The following is a 16693-nucleotide window of genomic DNA, read 5'->3' as shown; positions in this document are numbered from 1 at the left end:
CCTATTGGGGAATTCGCATGCGTCGTACGCTTCAGATCCTGCTGCTGGCATTGCTCGCGCTGACCAGCGTGAGTGCCCTGGCCGCCGAGCAGAAAACCACCCGGAAGCAGCGCAAGGATCTGGAGGAAACCCAGATCAAGTACGACGCCACGATGCGCTGGGGCACCGTTGAAGACGCGTTGCCGTACCTGGACCCGGAATACACCCGGGTCCACCCGCTGACCGACCTGGAACTGCGCCGCTTCGAGCAGGTGAAGATCTCCAGCTATCGCGCCAGCGACAACGTGCCCATGCCCGATGGCCGGGTGGGGCGCACCGCCGAGGTGCGGGTGATCAACAACAACACACAGGCCGAGCGCACGGTGCGGGTGCGGGAGATCTGGCGCTGGGACGCCGAAGACAAGCGCTGGCTCCAGGCCAACGGGCTGCCCGACCTCTGGCAGGACCGCTGACGCCCGCCCACACGGGGCTGGACGCCGATTCGCCCGCATGTGCGACAATCGGCGCCCGCTTATCGACCCGTGATCTTAGTGAATTACGAAGAGTTGCTGGCCTTTGCCGGCCGAAACCCGATGTTGTCGATGGCCCTGGTCGGCCTGACCGTGGCCATCATCGTGACCGAAGTCCGCCGTCTGTTCCGTGGCTTCAAATCGCTCAAGCCGGCGGAACTGACCCAGCTGATGAACGCCGGTGGCGCCATCGTGGTCGATCTGTCCTCGAGCAGCGATTTCGAGAAGGGCCATATCGCCGGCAGCCGCAATGTGCAGCCGAGCCAGTTCGGTCCGGAGCACAAACTGGTCGCCAAGGCCCAGCAGAGCCCGGTCGTGCTGGTCTGCCGCAGCGGCAACGCCTCCGAGACGGCCGCCAAGGCCTTGAAGAAGGCGGGTTTCACCCAGGTCAACGTGCTCGATGGCGGCATCCCGGCGTGGCAGCAGGCCGAGCTGCCGCTGGTCAAGGGCCGCAACTGATCCCGTCGGATTGCAGCGCACGCCTTGTACGCGGCGCACAGCGCCCCCATCGCAGGGCATGTAACAATCCGTTTTTACAGCATTCATTTTTGGAGCAACAGGAAATGTCCGAAGAGAACACCAACGGCGCCGTCGCGCCGGTCGACGCCGCCACCGGTCCCTCGTTCACCGTCGAGAAGATCTACGTCAAGGACGTTTCGTTCGAATCGCCGAACGCTCCGGCCGTCTTCAATGACGCCGTGCAGCCGGAACTGCAGCTCAACCTGAACCAGCGCGTGCAGCGCCTGGGCGAGAGCGCCTTCGAAGTCGTGCTGGCCGTGACCCTGACCTGCAAGGCCGGCGAGAAGACCGCCTATGTGGCCGAAGTGCAGCAGGCCGGCGTGTTCGGCCTGGTGGGCCTGGACCCGCAGTCGATCGACGTGCTGCTCGGCACCCAGTGCCCGAACATCCTGTTCCCGTACGTGCGTTCGCTGGTGAGCGAGCTGATCCAGGCCGGTGGCTTCCCGCCGTTCTTCCTGCAGCCGATCAACTTCGAAGGCCTCTACGCCGAAACCCTGCGCCAGCGCCAGGAACAGGGCGAGACCTCGCTCGCCGATTCCGAGCCGGCCGGCAACGCCTGATCGGCGCTGCAGTCGTACGGATGAGCAACCACGCAGACAAAATCGCGGTTCTCGGCGCCGGCTCCTGGGGCACTGCCCTGGCCAGCCTGCTCGCGCGGCACGGTCACCCGACCGTGCTGTGGGGGCGCGATGCGGCGATGGTCGAGGCCATCGACCAGCGCCACGAGAACACCCGTTATCTGCCGGGCATTCCGCTGCCCGAGTCGCTGCGCGCGACCACCGACCTGGCCGCTGCCGTCAAGGACGCCGCCTGGATCCTGGTGGTGGTGCCGTCGCACGCCTTCGGTGAAACCGTGCGTGCACTGGCGCCGCTGCGCCCGGCTGATGCCGGCGTGGCGTGGGCGACCAAGGGCTTCGAACCCGGCTCCGGTCGGTTCCTGCACGAAGTGGCGCGTGAGGTCCTCGGGCCGGACGTGCCGCTGGCCGTGGTGACCGGCCCGTCGTTCGCCAAGGAAGTCACCCAGGGCCTGCCGACCGCGATCACCGTCCACGGTGACGCGTCGGACTTCGCCCAGCAGGTGGCCGATGCCATGCACGGCCCGGCGTTCCGCGCCTACACCGGCGATGACATGGTCGGTGCCGAGCTCGGCGGCGCGATGAAGAACGTGCTGGCCGTGGCCACCGGCGTTGCCGATGGCATGCAGCTGGGCCTCAACGCCCGTGCCGGCCTGATCACCCGTGGCCTCAACGAAATGCTGCGGCTCGCCGCGGCGATCGGTGCCAAGCCGGAGACCCTGATGGGGCTGGCCGGCCTGGGCGATCTGGTGCTGACCTGCACCGGCGACCTCTCGCGCAACCGTCGGCTGGGCCTGGCCCTGGGCCGTGGGCAGACGCTGCAGGATGCGGTGCGCGAGATCGGCCAGGTGGTGGAATCGGTGCAGACCGCCGATGAAGTGATGCGCCAGGCGCGGCGTCATGGCATCGACCTGCCCATCTCCGACCGGGTGCGCGCCGTGCTGCACGGTGAGCAGACCCCCGAAGAAGGATTGCGTGCGTTGTTGGCACGCGAGCAGAAGCCGGAGTATCCGGACACGCTGTTCAAGTGAGGCACCCAGAACCCCGGCAGATGCCGGGGTTTTTTTTGGGTCTTCGTCCATCCTTTTCAGGCGCGACGGCGGACGGGTCCGGCGCTGGGACAGCCAGAACGAAACAACCCGGCACGTGGCCGGGTTGTTTCGTGGCGTACCGACGAGGGTGTCGCCATGCCAACCGCAAAAAAAATCGCGACGGCCGTGCAGGTAGAGCCGACCGCTGGTCGGCTGCTGTAAAAGTGAAGCCCGGCGTGAGCCGGGCTTCATGGCGCAGGGGAGAGAGACCGCGCCATCCAACAACGTACCGCGGTGTTGCGTAACGCGTATTACCAGGTGAAGCGCGGACCAACGAACCATTCCTTGTCGCCGCCCTTGGCCAGCTTCACTTCGCCGGCCAGGCCCCAGTTCTGGTTGAGCTTGGCCTGGGCGCCGACGCGGCCGTAGAACTCGCCGTCCGGATTGATGCCGTGCTTCTTGCTGTAATCCTCGTAACCGGCCATTACGTAGCCTTCGAAGTTCGGGGTGAACGCGCTGCGCACGCCGACTTCGGTGGAGTAGCCGTTGAAGTCCGGGCCGTGCTTCGGGTCGAACTTCTGGTAAGCAACGCGGGCGACCAGATCGGTGGTCGGGGCGATGCCGTAGTTGTAGCCCACACCGACGCGCCACTGGTCGACGTCGTTGCTGCCGCGCTTGGTTTCCTGCGCGTTGTAGTCACCGAAGACATGGAAGTTCGGCGCCACGGCGACCGAGCCCTTCACCGCCCAGCCATCGGCGTCGCCGCCCTTGGCATCGGTGTTCACGTAGCCGCCTTCGACGTAGTTGTACGACAGGCCGTCGGTTGCCGACGCAGCGAACGGCAGTGCAGCGAGCAGACCCAGAGCAAGCAGGGAAGTCTTCATTTTCGGGAACACCTTTTTATTTTTTGGTTTTGTCCGCCAGCAGAGGGAGGGGGAATCGCTGCTGGCGACAGGTGTGAATTATCCGTTAGTCACCCGAATTAGCCCTGAATATCAAACTGAGCAGTACATAAATGAAGCGGCGATATCGGGAACTCTTCGTTCGCTATCTGCTACGCACGCGCACTCCGTCTCATGCGTAACGCGCACACACGACAGGACACCATCGCGATGACGTGCATCGCATGCGTATCGAAGAAAAAAGAGCGCGCGTCCGCAGGCGGACCGGGATCAGCGTTCGCCGTCGCGAAGGTAGTCGAACAGCTCGGCGTCGCCCTTCAGCCCGAGCTTCAACATCGCATCGCCTTTCTGGCGGCTGATGGTGCTGACGCTCTTGTGCAGATGGAGGGCGATCTCCTTGACCGTCATGCCGCTGCCGAGCAGCCGCAGCACTTCCACTTCGCGTGGCGACAAGGGACGGGCTCCGCCTTCCTCGACACTCTCCGTGCCGATTGCGTCAATGCGTTCCTTCAGCGACAGGCTGACGTAGGGCACGCCGCGCTGCACGGTCTGGATCGCCAGCGGCAGCTCATCCATCGAGGAGGTCTTGTCGACCAGGCCAAGCACGCCGGTCGCGACCACCATGCGCAGGATCGCCAGGTTGTTGGACACGCTGAGCATCAGCACCGGCAGCTCGGGAAAACGCCGGCGGATCATGGCGATCATCGCGAAGCCATCGGCCTGCGCGCCGCCGGGCATGGAGTAATCGGTGACCAGCACATCGCACTCGTGGTCGCCCAGTACGGTCATCAGCTCGGCCACGGTACTGGCCTCGGCCACCACCTGGCCAACGCCGCTGGACTCGATCACGGCCTTCGTGCCGATCCGTACGACCGGATGGTCATCGGCGATGATAATGCGCAGGGTCATGGACTAGTATTGCCTGTGAGGCAGCCGTCGGGCCGTGCCGGGATGGGGATGTCATTCTACGGAGATCAGGCAGCATGCGTACCCACGTCATTCGCTGGCTGGTTCTGTTCGTGCTCGCGATGGCGACGGGCATGCAGGTATCCGCAGCTGCGTCACCTCCCTTGCCCCCCCACCAGAGCGAGTGGCTTGGCAGGCACCCTACCATCATCCTGGGCATGTACGACAGCGGTTGGCCGCCGTTCGAGTCCATGCAGAACGGCAAGCCGGTCGGCCTCGGCTACGACTACCTCAGCCTGCTGACCCGGCAGCTGGGAGTGCAGGTGCAGGTGCGGATGTATCGCGACTGGACCGAGGTCCTGGAGGCGGCATGCCGGGGCGAAGTCGATGTGGTGATGAACATCACGCTCACTGCCGATCGCACGCGCTGCATGGTCTACACCCGCCCCTACGCCCGGGCGCCACTGGCGCTGGTGGGCCGCCCCGGCGAAACCCGGGCATCGTCTGATCCTGACCTGCGCGGCCTGCGCGTGGTCACCGAGCGTGAGTTCGTCACCAGCGACGAAGTACGCTCGCGCTTTCCCGGCGCCCGGCGCGTGACCGCGGCCAGCACCACCGCCGCATTGGCCATGGTCGGCAGCGGCGAGGCCGACGTCTACATCGGCAACGCGTATGTGGCCACGACCCTGATCGCCGAGCGACGGCTGACCGATGTCAGCCTGCTGCGCCCCAGCGACCTGCCACCGGAGCGGCTGCACTTTGGTGTGCCCAACGCCAAGCAGCCCTTGGCTGAAGCGCTGGACATGGGCCTGGCCGCGCTCAACGAGGCCGAGCGCGAGCGCCTGGAACGGCGCTGGCTCCCGACCCCGCGATGGTCGGTGCAGTCGCAGGTGATCCTGGGCAATGCGGAGAGGCGTGTCCTGGCCACCCCCCTGCGCCTGGCCTTCGCGCCGAACGCGGCACCGCTGGCCTTCATCGACAGTGCCGACCGGCCCAGCGGTGTCTCGGCCGAGTACCTGCGCCTGCTGCGCACGGTAGGGGCGCAGCTCACGCGGGTGCCGGCGCACGACTGGTTCGATGTGCGCGAGCAGCTGCGCCGTGGCGAGGTCGACGCGATCATGGGCATCCCCAACGATTCGAACTACCTGGGCGACGGCTGGGTGTTCAGCCAGCCCTTCATCACCGTTCCCAACGTCGTGGTGACGGCCAGTGGCAGTGCGTCGGTGCTGGGCGTGCCCGATCTGGATGGCCGCAGCATCCTGCTGTCCGATCCGGAACGGTTGCGCGGGTATGTCCTGCAGCAGGCCCCCAATGCGCGCATCGTGCCCGCGCGCAGCGCCGAACTGGCGCTGTCACGGCTGGCCAAGGGAGACGCCGATGCGTACATCGGCAACCTGGCCGTCATCGATCGCATCGTGCGTGATCACTATCCCGCGCAGCTGCACGTGGCAGCGCCGGCGGGATTCAGCGATCGCCTGTCGTTGGCGGTCAAGCGCCAGTACGCCCCCCTGGCCACCACGTTCGACCGCCTGCTGGTGAACATGAGCGCGCGCGAGCACGAAGCGATCCGCAGCGACTGGTTGTCGGCCGAGTACCGCAGCGATCTGGACTGGCGCGCGACCGCGCGCTGGGCGGTGCCGCTGGCCCTGGTGCTGCTGACCGCACTGCTCGTCCATGGGTGGGGGCACTGGCGCCTGCGCAGTGAGGTAGCGATGCGCCGCCGTGCCGAGCAGCGCCTGGCCGACGTCACCGACAACCTGCCGGCGATCGTCTACCAGGGCCGTCGCGAACGGGATGGCCGGTTGTCGCTGCCGTACATCGCCGGTGACACCGAAGCGCTGTTCGGGCTCACCGCGGCCGAGGCGATGGCCGATGAAAGCGCGCTGATCGCGCGCATCGACGAGCGTGATCGCGCCAATGTGCGCCAGGCCCTGGAAAGCGCCACGCGGGACTTCGCCCCGGTGGACATGGAATTCCGCACCCGCCCAGGGGGCATGCTGCGCTGGGTGCGTTCGCGCGCGCTGCCCTACGACGCCGAGGACGGGGTGCTGCTGTGGAGCGGCTACTGGATCGATGTGACCGAGGCGCGCGCACAGGCCGACGCGCTGGCGCTGGCCAAGGCGGCCGCCGAGCGCGCCACCGCCGCCAAATCCGAATTCCTGGCCACGATGAGCCACGAGATCCGCACGCCGATGTCCGGCGTGCTGGGCATGGTGGAGGTGCTCTCGCACACCTCGCTGGATGGCGAGCAGCGCCGCATCATCAGCGTGATCGAAGACTCGGCGCAGATGCTGCGGCAGATCCTCGATGACCTGCTGGACTACTCCAAGATCGAGGCCGGCGCGCTGTCCCTGCAACCGCATCCGGTCGCGCTGCGCGCATTGGTTGGCAACGTGCAGCAGCTGCTTGCCCCGCAGGCGGTGGCCAAGGGGCTGGAGCTGCAGATCCAGATCGACGACGCGCTCGCGGCCATGCACCTGGTCGACGGCATGCGCCTGCGGCAGATCGCATTCAACCTGCTCAGCAATGCCATCAAGTTCACGCGCGCCGGCGAAGTCGGCATCGCGCTGGAGGTGCTCGACGGTGATGCCGACGGCGCGCAGCAGCTGCGCCTGACCGTTCGCGATACAGGCATCGGCATCTCGCCCGAGCAGCGCGAACGGCTGTTCGCGCCGTTTGTACAGGCCGACGCGGCGACCAGCCGCCAGTACGGTGGCACGGGGCTGGGGCTGAGCATCTGCCAGCGCCTGGTGGCGATGATGCACGGCACGCTGACGCTGCACAGCGTCCCCGGCGAGGGCACGCGCGTGGAGGTGCTGCTGACCGTACCGGTGGTGCCGGTGGACGAACAGCCCAGTGCCGCCGAAGAACACACGCAGGCGGTGCCGTTGCCGGCCGCATTGCAGCAGCGGCGCATCCTGATCGTGGAGGACCATCCCACCAACCAGGCGCTGATGGGGTGGCGCATGCAACAGCTGGGCCTGCCACACGTGCTGGCCGAGAACGGCGAACAGGCACTGGCGCTGCTGGCGCGCACCCGATTCGACCTGGTGCTGACCGACTGCCGGATGCCGGTCATGGACGGCTATGCCATGACCCGCCGCATCCGCGAGCAGGAGCGTGACCGCGGCGGTGCCCGGCTGCCGGTGATCGCGCTGACCGCCAGCGCGATGGAGGGCGATCTGCAGCGCTGCCGCGAGGCCGGCATGGACGATCTGCTGGCCAAACCGGTGGCACTGGGCGCCTTGCGCCAGGCACTGCTGCAGTGGCTGCCGGACGGGGATGGCCCCCTGGCCGGCGCGGAGCAGGCACCGGGTGCGGATGACGCGCCGCCGGACCGGGCCGCGCTGGTGCGCCGGTTTGGCTCGGAGCACGTGGCCGGCGTGCTGATCGAGAGCCTGTGCACGGCCTCGGCCGAAGATCTGGTGAAGCTGCAGGCAGCCCTGGATGCGCAGGCCGGGCCGGCACTGGTGAATGTGCTGCATCGGCTGGTGGGGGGGCTGGCAACGCTGGGCGCCGACGCGCTGGCGCTGCAGGCGCGCAGCCTGATGGAACGCGTCGACGACGAAGGCGTGGCGGCGCACGCCGAGGCGGTCAGCGCATTCGATGCGGCGTTGCGCGCTTATCTGGTGCAGCTGCAGGCGTCCTGACCGGCGCCCTGCCGGTCAGCGCTGCTGCTGCAGATATTCGATCACCTGCCGCCGGCGCTCCGGGTCAGCGGTGGAGTTGACCATGCGCGTGCCCGGCACCGCCTGCGTGGGCGAGCGCAGGAACGCATCGAGGGTCTGTTCGTTCCAGGTCAACCCTGCATCGCGCATCGCGTTGGAATACGGATAGCCGGCGACGCTGCCGGCACGGCGGCCGATCACGCCATGCAGGTTCGGGCCGAACCGATGCACGCCACCCGGACTGACGGTGTGGCAACCGGCACAGATCGCAAAGGCGCGCTGCAGGTCCTGCTGATGGGCCTGCTCCGGCGTCTGCGGGGTGCGCGAACACGCCGCCAGCAGCAGGCAGGCCAGTAACGGCAACGTCGATCGGAAAGCAGGGGCCATGGCGCCACGGTCACGTCCAACAGGACGCTCAGGATAGCCAGCGCGGCGATGCCTGCCGCGCCTGATCGCCTGCGACCGGTGGTCGCAGGCCATGCCGATCACATGCCCGAGTAGTTCGGGCCGCCGCCACCCTGGGGGGTCACCCACACGATGTTCTGGGTCGGGTCCTTGATGTCGCAGGTCTTGCAGTGCACGCAGTTCTGCGCGTTGATCTGCAGCTGTTCGTGTCCATCGCTGCCGACGAACTCGTACACGCCAGCCGGGCAGTAGCGCGCTTCGGGACCGGCGTACTCGGCCAGGTTGATCCGCACCGGCACGCTGGCGTCCTTGAGGGTCAGGTGGCTGGGCTGGTCTTCGGCGTGGTTGGTGCTGCTCAGGAACACCGAGCTGAGCCGGTCGAAGGTGAGCACGCCATCCGGCTTGGGATAGTTGATTTTCGCATGCTTGGAGGCTGGCTCCAGGCAGGCATGGTCGGGGGTGCTGTGGCGCAGCGTCCACGGCGGATTGCGGATGCCCAGCTTGGGCAGCAGCCACTGCTCGATGCCGGTCATCAACGTGGCCACGGTCTGGCCCTTCTTGAACCACTGCTTGAAGTTCTTGGCCTGCTGCAGCTCGGCATGCAGCCAGCTGGTCTCGAACGCCTGCGGATAGGCGCTCAACTCATCGTGCTGGCGATCGGCTACCAGCGCATCGAAGGCGGCATCGGCGGCGAGCATGCCGGTCTTGATCGCGGCATGGCTGCCCTTGATCCGGCTGACGTTGAGATAGCCGGCCTCGCAGCCGACCAGCGCGCCACCGGGGAACACCGTCCTGGGCAGCGACATCAGCCCACCGGCGGTGATCGCGCGGGCGCCGTAGCCGATGCGCTTGCCCCCTTCCAGGTGCTTGCGGATGTCCGGGTGTGTCTTGAAGCGCTGGAACTCTTCGAACGGGCTCAGCCACGGGTTCTTGTAATCCAGGCCGACCACATAACCGATCGAGACCTTGCCGCCCTCGGCGTGATACAGGAACGCGCCGCCGTAGGTGTCGTTGTCCAGCGGCCAGCCGGCGGCGTGCACCACCAGGCCCGGCTCATGCTTGGCCGGATCGATCTGCCACAGCTCCTTGATGCCGATGCCATAGGCCTGCGGATCCTTGCCGGCATCGAGCTGGAAGCGTGCGATCAACTGGCGGCCGAGATGGCCGCGCGAGCCTTCGGCGAAGATCGTGTATTTGGCGTGCAGCGCCATGCCGCGCTCGAACGCGGGGCCGGGCTGACCGTTCTTCTCGATGCCCATGTCGCCGGTGGCCACGCCGATCACCGCACCGTCCTCGCTGTACAGCACCTCCGCCGCGGGGAAGCCGGGGAAGATCGCCACTTCCAGCGCCTCGGCCTGCTGCGCCAGCCAGCGGGTGACCTCGCCGAGGCTGACGATGTAGTTGCCTTCGTTGTGGAAGCACTCCGGCAGCAGCGCGTTGGGCGTGCTGCGCGAGCCGGTTTCATTGAGGAACAGGAATTCGTCGCGGGTGACCTTCTGCTTCAGCGGTGCGCCGCGCTCGGCCCAGTCCGGGAACAGTTCGCTCAGTGCCCGCGGATCCATCACCGCACCGGAGAGGATGTGCGCACCGGGTTCAGAGCCTTTCTCCAGGATGCACACCGACAGCTCGCGGCCGGCCTCGATGGCGCGCTGGCGCAGCCGGATCGCCGTGGCCAGGCCAGCGGGACCGCCACCGACGATCACCACATCGAATTCCATCACTTCACGCGGGGGCAGGACGTTGATTTCTTCGCTCATGGGGCTGCGTAACTCGTGGGTAGTGCCGCGGGTTGAACGGCGGCGGTTGCCTGGGAATCGCGCGTGTCACACCACGGCGAAACGGTGGATCAGTGCGCCAGAGTACCGGCACGGCGCATTTAAGCCTAGATCGCCGACGATGACAGCGGTGTCGCCGCGCGTTCGATACCAGGATGCTGCGGCGCAGCATCCGCGCTGCCCCGCCGTCCCTTGGCCGCTTCGCGCACAACGACCACAATGGGGGCCTGTTCCACCGCCACCTGCCGGGATGCCATGTCACTGAATCCGTTCGATCTGTTCGATATCCGTTCGCTGCTCAGCGAGGAGGAGCGCGCGGTGCAGGCGACGGTGGCGCGATTCACCGATACGCGGGTGCTGCCGATCATCGGCGATGCGTTCGACGACGGGCGCTTCCCGGACGAATTGATTCCCGAGATCGCCGCGCTGGGCCTGCTCGGCTCCAGCCTGCCCGAGCAGTACGGCGGCGGCGGGCTCAATGCGGTGAGCTACGGCTTGATCTGCCAGGAGCTGGAGCGCGGCGATTCGGGCCTGCGCAGTTTCGTTTCGGTGCAGAGCTCGCTGTGCATGTACCCCATCCATGCCTACGGCAGCGAAGAGCAGCGCCTGCGCTGGTTGCCGGACATGGCCACCGGCAAGGTGATCGGCTGCTTCGGGCTTACCGAGGCGCATGGCGGCTCCGATCCGGCGGCGATGAAGACCCGCGCGGTGCGCGATGGCGGTGACTGGCTGATCAACGGCAGCAAGATGTGGATCACCAGCGGACCGGTGGCCGACATCGCGATCGTGTGGGCGCATACCGACGATGGCATCCAGGGCTTCGTGCTGGAAAAGGGCATGGCCGGGTTCACCACGCAGGAGATCAAGCACAAGATGAGCCTGCGCGCCTCGCTGACCGGTGCGCTGTTCTTCGACAACGTGCGCGTGCCCGACCGCAACCGCCTGCCGAACGTGCAGGGGCTGAAGGGGCCGCTGGGCTGCTTGAACCAGGCGCGCTACGGGATCAGCTGGGGTCCGATCGGCGCTGCGCTGGCCTGCCTGGATGAAGCCCTGGGCTATACCAAGCAGCGGGTGCTGTTCGGCCGGCCGGTGGCGGCCACGCAGAGTGCGCAGATCAAGCTGGCCGACATGGCGCGGCGGATCACCACCGCACAGCTGCTGGCCCTGCAGCTGGGGCGCCTGAAGGACGCCGGCCAACTGCAGCCGCAGCAGGTCAGCCTGGCCAAGTGGAACAACTGCCGCATGGCCATCGACATCGCGCGCGAATGTCGCGACCTGCTCGGCGGCGCGGGCATCACCACCGAGCACGTGGCGATCCGGCATGCACTCAATCTGGAATCGGTGATCACCTACGAGGGCACTGAGACGGTGCACCAGCTGGTGATCGGCCGCGAGCTGACCGGGATCAATGCGTTCTGAGGTCACCTGACCAACGGTCAGGTGCTACACAACGGTCAGGTGCTACACCAACGGTCAAGTGCTACACCAACGGTCAGGTGCTACACGGCCGGCAGGTGCCTGTGTCTCCGGTAGGTGCCGACCGTTGGTCGGCACGGCATCTTATTCCCCGCCGGCAAACCCGTTCTGGCGCCATGCCTCGTACATCACCACGGCGACCGTGTTGGACAGGTTGAGGCTGCGGTTGTCCGGTCGCATCGGCAGGCGCAGGCGGCGGCCGTGGGGCAGGCTGTCGAGCAGGTCCTGGGGCAGGCCGCGGGTTTCCGGGCCGAACAGGAAGGCATCGCCGTCTTCGAACTGCTGGGTGTCGTAACGCACGCTGCCGCGGGTACTCAGCGCGAACAGGCGCTTGGGCGCAATGACCTGCAGGGCGGTGTCCAGATCAGGATGGACCTGCAGCCGAGCGTATTCGTGATAGTCCAGGCCGGCGCGCTTGAGCTGCTTGTCGCTCAGGTCGAAACCGAGCGGCTCGATCAGGTGCAGCCGCGCGCCGGTGTTGGCGCAGAGGCGGATCACATTGCCGGTGTTCGGCGGGATTTCGGGTTGGAACAGGACGACATGGAACGTGGGCGTGGCAGTCATCGGCGAAGTGTACGCCGTGGCTGCGGAAGACCGCAGCTGCGGCTTACTGGCGGATCAGGGTCGTGGCGGCGGCGGCGGCGGTTTCCAGGGCCAGGGCCTGCAGGTCGGCAGCCGACGGACGCACCTGCAGGGTCGGCAGGTTGATGATCACTTCGTTGGCCACGGCAGTGGCGGCAGCGGTGAAGGTGGCGACGTAGCCGCGGTCGTTGGTCTGTTCGGCAGCCAGGGCCTGGCGCTGTTCGGCGGTCGGACGCACTTCCACGGCGGCCAGGGTGGTGACGCGGCGGTTGGCGGCCAGTTCGGCGCGGTACTCGGCGATCAGGCCAGCGGTCGGACGGACTTCCACGACGGCCAGGGTCGGGATGTCGCTGGTGCGCTCAACCTCGGCCTGGGCGATCTGGTCGGCCGAGGGGCGGACCTGCACGGTGTCCAGGGTGACGATGGCGGGGGCGGCCTGCACCGACGAAGCAAACGCGGAACCGGCGGCAAAGGCGATGGCGATGGCGAGAGTCTTGGTGTTCATGGCGAGGTCCTGTTTAGTGTTGGTGATCAGTGGTGTGGTAGTAGGGTAGTACACCGATTCGGGGCGTGCAAGAACAATTTCACTATTCTTGTTTTTGTTCAGCATCCAGTCAGTTTCGGTTTGATCCTTGTTTCCCTTGCCATGTACCAAGCAGGTCGCGTGCCAACTTTTACGCATTGATTTCAAAGGTTTTTTTGCGAAGTAGCGGTGTCCGATGTCCGGACACGTGTCCGCCGCAGGGCCGCGGACCGTCCGCCCGGCCGCGTGCGGCCACGCTCGGATGTGCGGTTCGTGGCGGATCCGCCGCCATCGGCAGGTCAATGACTGTTGGCCGATGCCTTTTGCCCGGGCGGCGCGCTAGCATCCGGCTTCACTTTCATGACCAAGGAACCGGAATGACCGTCCAACTTCGACCGCGTGCCGCGCTGCTGGCTGTAGCGCTTTCCGCCGCCCTGGGCTCGTTCGCGCCGGCACCGGTCCTGGCCAAGCCGGCCACGGCGGCCAAGGTCGACATTCCGTTCGAACAGTTCACCCTGCCCAATGGCCTGCGCGTGGTGGTGCACACCGACCGCAAGGCGCCGATCGTGGCGGTGAACATCTGGTACCACGTGGGCAGCAAGGACGAACCCGCCGGCCGCACCGGCTTCGCGCACCTGTTCGAACACCTGATGTTCCAGGGCAGCGAGAACCACGACGGCGAATACTTCGAGCCCTTCAAGCAGGTTGGCGTGACCGGCCAGAACGGCACCACCAATACCGACCGCACCAATTACTTCGAGAACGTGCCAACCACCGCGCTGGACATGGCGCTGTGGATGGAGTCCGACCGCATGGGGCATCTGCTCGGGGCGATCGACCAGGCGGCGCTGGACGAGCAGCGCGGCGTGGTCCAGAACGAGAAGCGCCAGGGCGAGAACCAGCCCTATGGCCAGGTCTGGGAAAAGCTGACCCGCGCGATGTATCCGGCCGGACACCCGTACCACCACAGCGTGATCGGCTCGATGAACGATCTCAACGCCGCCTCGCTGGACGACGTGAAGACCTGGTTCCGCACCTGGTACGGCCCGAACAATGCGGTGCTGGTGCTGGCCGGTGACATCGACGTGGCCACCGCGAAGGAAAAGGTCGCCAAGTACTTCGGCGACATCCCGGCCGGCCCGAGCATGGCCCAGCCCAAGGTGGACGTGGCCAAGCGCGAGAAGAGCACGCGCGAAGTGATGACCGACAAGGTGCCGCAGGCGCGCATCTACCGCGCCTGGAACGTCGCCCAGGTCGGCACCACCGACATCGACCAGCTGCAGCTGTTCGCGCAGGTCCTTGGCGGTGCGAAGTCCTCGCGCCTGGACCAGCGCCTGCTGCACCAGGACAAGCTGGTGGACAACATCAGCGCCGGCGCCTACAGCTCGCAGCTGGGCTCGAACTTCGTGATCATGGCCAGCGTCAAGCAGGGCGTGGACCCGGCCAAGGTCGAGGCGATCATCGATGAGGAAGTGAAGCGCCTGGCCAAGGACGGTCCGACCGCCGACGAGCTGAGCCGCGGCAAGACCGCCTTCCGCGCCGGCTTCATCCGCGGCATCGAGCGCATCGGTGGCTTCGGCGGCAAGGCCGACGCGCTGGCCGAGTGCACCGTGTACGAAGGTGACCCGGGCTGCTTCCGCAAGTCGCTGGCCACCATCGATGGGGCCACGGCCGCGCAGGTGCGCGATGTCGGCGCCAAGTGGCTGGGCGTTGGCGATCACACCATCGTGGTCGAGCCGGGCGCGCGCGTTGCCCTGGCCGAACTGCCGTCGGAAACGCCCAAGCCGTTCACCGTGCCCGCCGTGGATCCGCGCTTCACCACGCTGCCCAAGCAGGTCGACCGCAGCACCGGCGTGCCGCAGACCAAGACCTTCCCGGACCTGAAATTCCCCGAACTGCGCCGCGCCACGCTCAAGAACGGCACCCAGGTGATCCTGGCCGAGCGCCATGACATCCCGGTCGTGCAGTTCAGCTATGAATTCCCGGGTGGCTTCACCGCCGACCAGGGCCGCAAGTCCGGCACGGCCAACTTCACCATGGGCCTGCTCACCGAAGGGGCCGGCAAGCTCGGCGCGCTGCCGTTCGCCGATGCGGCCGATGCACTGGGCGCCAAGCTCGATGCCTCCGCCTCGCTGGACAGCACCAGCGTGTACCTGTCCGCATTGAAGGAAAACCTGGCCCCGTCGCTGGCCCTGTATGCGGACATGCTGCGCCAGCCGCGCTTCGACCAGACCGAGATCGACCGGGTCAAGGCGACCTGGATCGCCGGCATCCAGCAGGAGAAGGTCAACCCCAGCGCGGTGGCGATGCGGGTGATGCCGACCCTGCTGTACGGCGCGGGCCATCCGTATGCGATCCCGTTCACCGGCAGTGGCAATGAAGTGGACATCCAGTCCATGACCCGCGAAGACCTGGTCGACTTCCACCGTGACTGGCTGCGCCCGGAGCAGGGCACGCTGATCGTGGTGGGTGACACCACGCTGAAGGAAATCGTGCCGCTGCTGGAGCGCCAGCTCGGCAACTGGAAGGCCGAAGGTCCGGCGCCGGAGGTCAAGGCGCCGGTGGATGTGGCCCGTCCGGCGCATGCCCGCGTGTACCTGATCGACCAGCCGGGCGCGGTGCAGGCCAATCTGTTCGCCAGCCAGGTGGTGCCCTCGTCCAGGGACCCGGGTTCGACCCGCTTCGATATCGCCAACGGCGTGCTCGGCGGCGACTTCACCTCGCGCCTGAACATGAACCTGCGTGAGCAGAAGCACTGGTCCTACGGGGCCGGCAGCAGCGCCAGCAACACCCTGGGCCAGCGCCCGTGGGGCGCCCGCGCGCCGGTGCAGATCGACAAGACCGCCGAGGCCATGCAGGAGATGCAGAAGGAAATCGCCGAGTTCGCCAGCGGCGCCAAGCCGGCCACCCCGTCCGAAGTGGCGCGTATCCGCAACATCCAGAACCTGAGCCTGCCCGGCGCCTATGAGACCGCCAGCGCGGTGATGGGCACCATCAGCGGGATCGTGCGTTACCAGCGCCCGGACGATTACGTGGTCCAGCGCAAGGCCGAGATCGAAGCGATGACCCCGGCCCAGGTGCAGCAGGCCGCGGCCACGCTGGACCCGAACGCGCTGACCTGGGTAGTGGTGGGCGACCTCAAGCAGACCGAGGCCCCGGTGCGTGCGCTCAAGCTTGGCCAGGTGCAGGTCATCGATGCCGAAGGCAAGGTGGTCGACGCCCCGGCCACTCCGGCCACGCCGGCTGCCGCGGCACCAAAGGCCCGGTGACGCCCAACGCTGGCCGGCCACCGCGCCCGCCAGCCGCTCAGGTGCCGGGGACCCACCCGGCACCTGATCACCCCCGATTCAGTTGTTTCCCGCACACTCCCTTACGTATTCCAGCCAGGCCTTGCCCATGCGCATTCTGCTTCTGTCCGCCCTGATCCTCAGCGTTTCCGCCTGCACCTGGGTGCCGATCGAATCCTCCGGCAAGACGGTCCGCGTGCTGCCGGCCGGTGCGGTTCCCAGCGGCTGCCAGAGCAAGGGCGAAGTGGTGGTGACCGTGAAGAGCAAGGTGGGCTTCTACAACCGCAACCCGCTGCGCGTGCAGGAAGAGCTGGAAACCCTGGCCCGCAACGAGGCGCCCAGCGCCGGTGCCAATGCCGTGCAGGCCTCGGGCCTGCCCGCCGATGGCAGCCAGCGTTTCCTGGCCTTCCAATGCCCGCCACGCTGAACCCTTCACCCCACGCCCGGACCATACGCCCGGGCGTGAATTCGTAAAGGTGCGGTGAAACCCGTGCCGGCTTACAATAGCGCCCCCTTCGCCTGAGCCTTGGCGCTA

14 protein-coding genes are annotated in these 16693 nt (G+C 67.0%); 8 read left to right on the top strand and 6 right to left on the bottom strand.

The genetic code is table 11. The features are described 5' to 3' along the window. Positions 1 to 17: 17 nt before the first annotated feature. The 4 genes from ORK51_RS09200 to ORK51_RS09185 all read left to right on the top strand — a co-directional run bounded on the left by ORK51_RS09200 (position 18) and on the right by ORK51_RS09185 (position 2634). The gene (locus ORK51_RS09200) at positions 18 to 452 is read left to right on the top strand and encodes a hypothetical protein (protein ID WP_019184893.1); all 435 of its coding nucleotides are present in this window, start codon (positions 18 to 20) and stop codon (positions 450 to 452) included. A 78-nt stretch (positions 453 to 530) separates the two neighbouring features. Continuing rightward, positions 531 to 968: a rhodanese-like domain-containing protein gene (locus ORK51_RS09195; protein ID WP_019184892.1), complete on the top strand. Its 438-nt coding sequence runs from the start codon at positions 531 to 533 to the stop codon at positions 966 to 968. Between the two features lie 104 nt (positions 969 to 1072). After that, the gene (gene secB / locus ORK51_RS09190; protein WP_019184891.1) at positions 1073 to 1588 is read left to right on the top strand and encodes a protein-export chaperone SecB; all 516 of its coding nucleotides are present in this window, start codon (positions 1073 to 1075) and stop codon (positions 1586 to 1588) included. A 20-nt stretch (positions 1589 to 1608) separates the two neighbouring features. Beyond that, positions 1609 to 2634 carry an NAD(P)H-dependent glycerol-3-phosphate dehydrogenase gene (locus tag ORK51_RS09185; RefSeq protein WP_266084770.1) on the top strand — a complete coding sequence of 342 codons (1026 nt, stop codon included), beginning with the start codon at positions 1609 to 1611 and terminating at the stop codon, positions 2632 to 2634. A gap of 311 nt (positions 2635 to 2945) precedes the next feature. Here ORK51_RS09185 and ORK51_RS09180 read toward each other — a convergent pair whose 3' ends face one another. Both ORK51_RS09180 and ORK51_RS09175 read right to left on the bottom strand, forming a co-directional pair. Beyond that, on the bottom strand, positions 2946 to 3518 hold the full coding sequence (locus tag ORK51_RS09180; RefSeq protein ID WP_019184889.1) for an OmpO family porin: 573 nt from the start codon (positions 3516 to 3518) through the stop codon (positions 2946 to 2948). Between the two features lie 288 nt (positions 3519 to 3806). After that, entirely contained in the window at positions 3807 to 4445 is a 639-nt protein-coding gene (locus ORK51_RS09175; protein ID WP_019184888.1) for a response regulator, read from the bottom strand. A 74-nt stretch (positions 4446 to 4519) separates the two neighbouring features. On the opposite strand from ORK51_RS09175, the gene ORK51_RS09170 reads away from it, so the two are divergent. Beyond that, positions 4520 to 8092, top strand: a complete 3573-nt coding sequence (locus tag ORK51_RS09170; RefSeq protein WP_266084769.1) for an ATP-binding protein — start codon at positions 4520 to 4522, stop codon at positions 8090 to 8092. 15 nt (positions 8093 to 8107) lie between these two features. On the opposite strand, the gene ORK51_RS09165 is transcribed toward ORK51_RS09170, so the two are convergent. Further along, positions 8108 to 8497, bottom strand: coding sequence for a c-type cytochrome (locus ORK51_RS09165; RefSeq protein ID WP_070474236.1), 390 nt, complete (start codon positions 8495 to 8497; stop codon positions 8108 to 8110). 98 nt (positions 8498 to 8595) lie between these two features. Next, positions 8596 to 10272 carry an electron transfer flavoprotein-ubiquinone oxidoreductase gene (locus ORK51_RS09160; RefSeq protein ID WP_070426377.1) on the bottom strand — a complete coding sequence of 559 codons (1677 nt, stop codon included), beginning with the start codon at positions 10270 to 10272 and terminating at the stop codon, positions 8596 to 8598. Positions 10273 to 10545: 273 nt separating this feature from the next. On the opposite strand from ORK51_RS09160, the gene ORK51_RS09155 reads away from it, so the two are divergent. After that, positions 10546 to 11709: an acyl-CoA dehydrogenase family protein gene (locus tag ORK51_RS09155; protein ID WP_266084768.1), complete on the top strand. Its 1164-nt coding sequence runs from the start codon at positions 10546 to 10548 to the stop codon at positions 11707 to 11709. 141 nt (positions 11710 to 11850) lie between these two features. On the opposite strand, the gene trmL is transcribed toward ORK51_RS09155, so the two are convergent. Together trmL and ORK51_RS09145 are read right to left on the bottom strand one after the other, a co-directional pair. Then, on the bottom strand, positions 11851 to 12330 hold the full coding sequence (trmL, locus tag ORK51_RS09150) for a tRNA (uridine(34)/cytosine(34)/5-carboxymethylaminomethyluridine(34)-2'-O)-methyltransferase TrmL (RefSeq protein WP_070426379.1): 480 nt from the start codon (positions 12328 to 12330) through the stop codon (positions 11851 to 11853). A gap of 43 nt (positions 12331 to 12373) precedes the next feature. After that, positions 12374 to 12853 (bottom strand): XAC0231 family protein, encoded by a 480-nt coding sequence (locus ORK51_RS09145; RefSeq protein WP_102788813.1) that lies wholly within the window; start codon positions 12851 to 12853, stop codon positions 12374 to 12376. A 395-nt stretch (positions 12854 to 13248) separates the two neighbouring features. On the opposite strand from ORK51_RS09145, the gene ORK51_RS09140 reads away from it, so the two are divergent. Together ORK51_RS09140 and ORK51_RS09135 are read left to right on the top strand one after the other, a co-directional pair. Beyond that, a complete protein-coding gene (locus tag ORK51_RS09140; RefSeq protein ID WP_266084767.1) occupies positions 13249 to 16140 on the top strand; it encodes a M16 family metallopeptidase in 2892 nt (963 codons plus the stop codon). A 127-nt stretch (positions 16141 to 16267) separates the two neighbouring features. Beyond that, positions 16268 to 16585, top strand: a complete 318-nt coding sequence (locus tag ORK51_RS09135) for a DUF4156 domain-containing protein (RefSeq protein WP_046272272.1) — start codon at positions 16268 to 16270, stop codon at positions 16583 to 16585. Positions 16586 to 16693: the final 108 nt, after the last annotated feature.

It is taken from the genome of Stenotrophomonas sp. RIT-551, from assembly GCF_026241915.1.
Taxonomy (GTDB): domain Bacteria; phylum Pseudomonadota; class Gammaproteobacteria; order Xanthomonadales; family Xanthomonadaceae; genus Stenotrophomonas; species Stenotrophomonas bentonitica_A.
Note: the sequence above shows the minus strand (reverse complement) of the source record. Positions and strands in the feature narration are given on the sequence as shown.

Coding starts and splice junctions, on each gene's coding strand:
- ORK51_RS09145 (WP_102788813.1), bottom strand. CDS start 12,853: ATGAACACCAAGACTCTCGCCATCGCCATCGCCTTTGCCGCCGGTTCC.
- ORK51_RS09185 (WP_266084770.1), top strand. CDS start 1,609: ATGAGCAACCACGCAGACAAAATCGCGGTTCTCGGCGCCGGCTCCTGG.
- trmL (WP_070426379.1), bottom strand. CDS start 12,330: ATGACTGCCACGCCCACGTTCCATGTCGTCCTGTTCCAACCCGAAATC.
- ORK51_RS09155 (WP_266084768.1), top strand. CDS start 10,546: ATGTCACTGAATCCGTTCGATCTGTTCGATATCCGTTCGCTGCTCAGC.
- ORK51_RS09165 (WP_070474236.1), bottom strand. CDS start 8,497: ATGGCCCCTGCTTTCCGATCGACGTTGCCGTTACTGGCCTGCCTGCTG.
- ORK51_RS09175 (WP_019184888.1), bottom strand. CDS start 4,445: ATGACCCTGCGCATTATCATCGCCGATGACCATCCGGTCGTACGGATC.
- ORK51_RS09180 (WP_019184889.1), bottom strand. CDS start 3,518: ATGAAGACTTCCCTGCTTGCTCTGGGTCTGCTCGCTGCACTGCCGTTC.
- secB (WP_019184891.1), top strand. CDS start 1,073: ATGTCCGAAGAGAACACCAACGGCGCCGTCGCGCCGGTCGACGCCGCC.
- ORK51_RS09200 (WP_019184893.1), top strand. CDS start 18: ATGCGTCGTACGCTTCAGATCCTGCTGCTGGCATTGCTCGCGCTGACC.
- ORK51_RS09160 (WP_070426377.1), bottom strand. CDS start 10,272: ATGAGCGAAGAAATCAACGTCCTGCCCCCGCGTGAAGTGATGGAATTC.
- ORK51_RS09170 (WP_266084769.1), top strand. CDS start 4,520: ATGCGTACCCACGTCATTCGCTGGCTGGTTCTGTTCGTGCTCGCGATG.
- ORK51_RS09135 (WP_046272272.1), top strand. CDS start 16,268: ATGCGCATTCTGCTTCTGTCCGCCCTGATCCTCAGCGTTTCCGCCTGC.
- ORK51_RS09140 (WP_266084767.1), top strand. CDS start 13,249: ATGACCGTCCAACTTCGACCGCGTGCCGCGCTGCTGGCTGTAGCGCTT.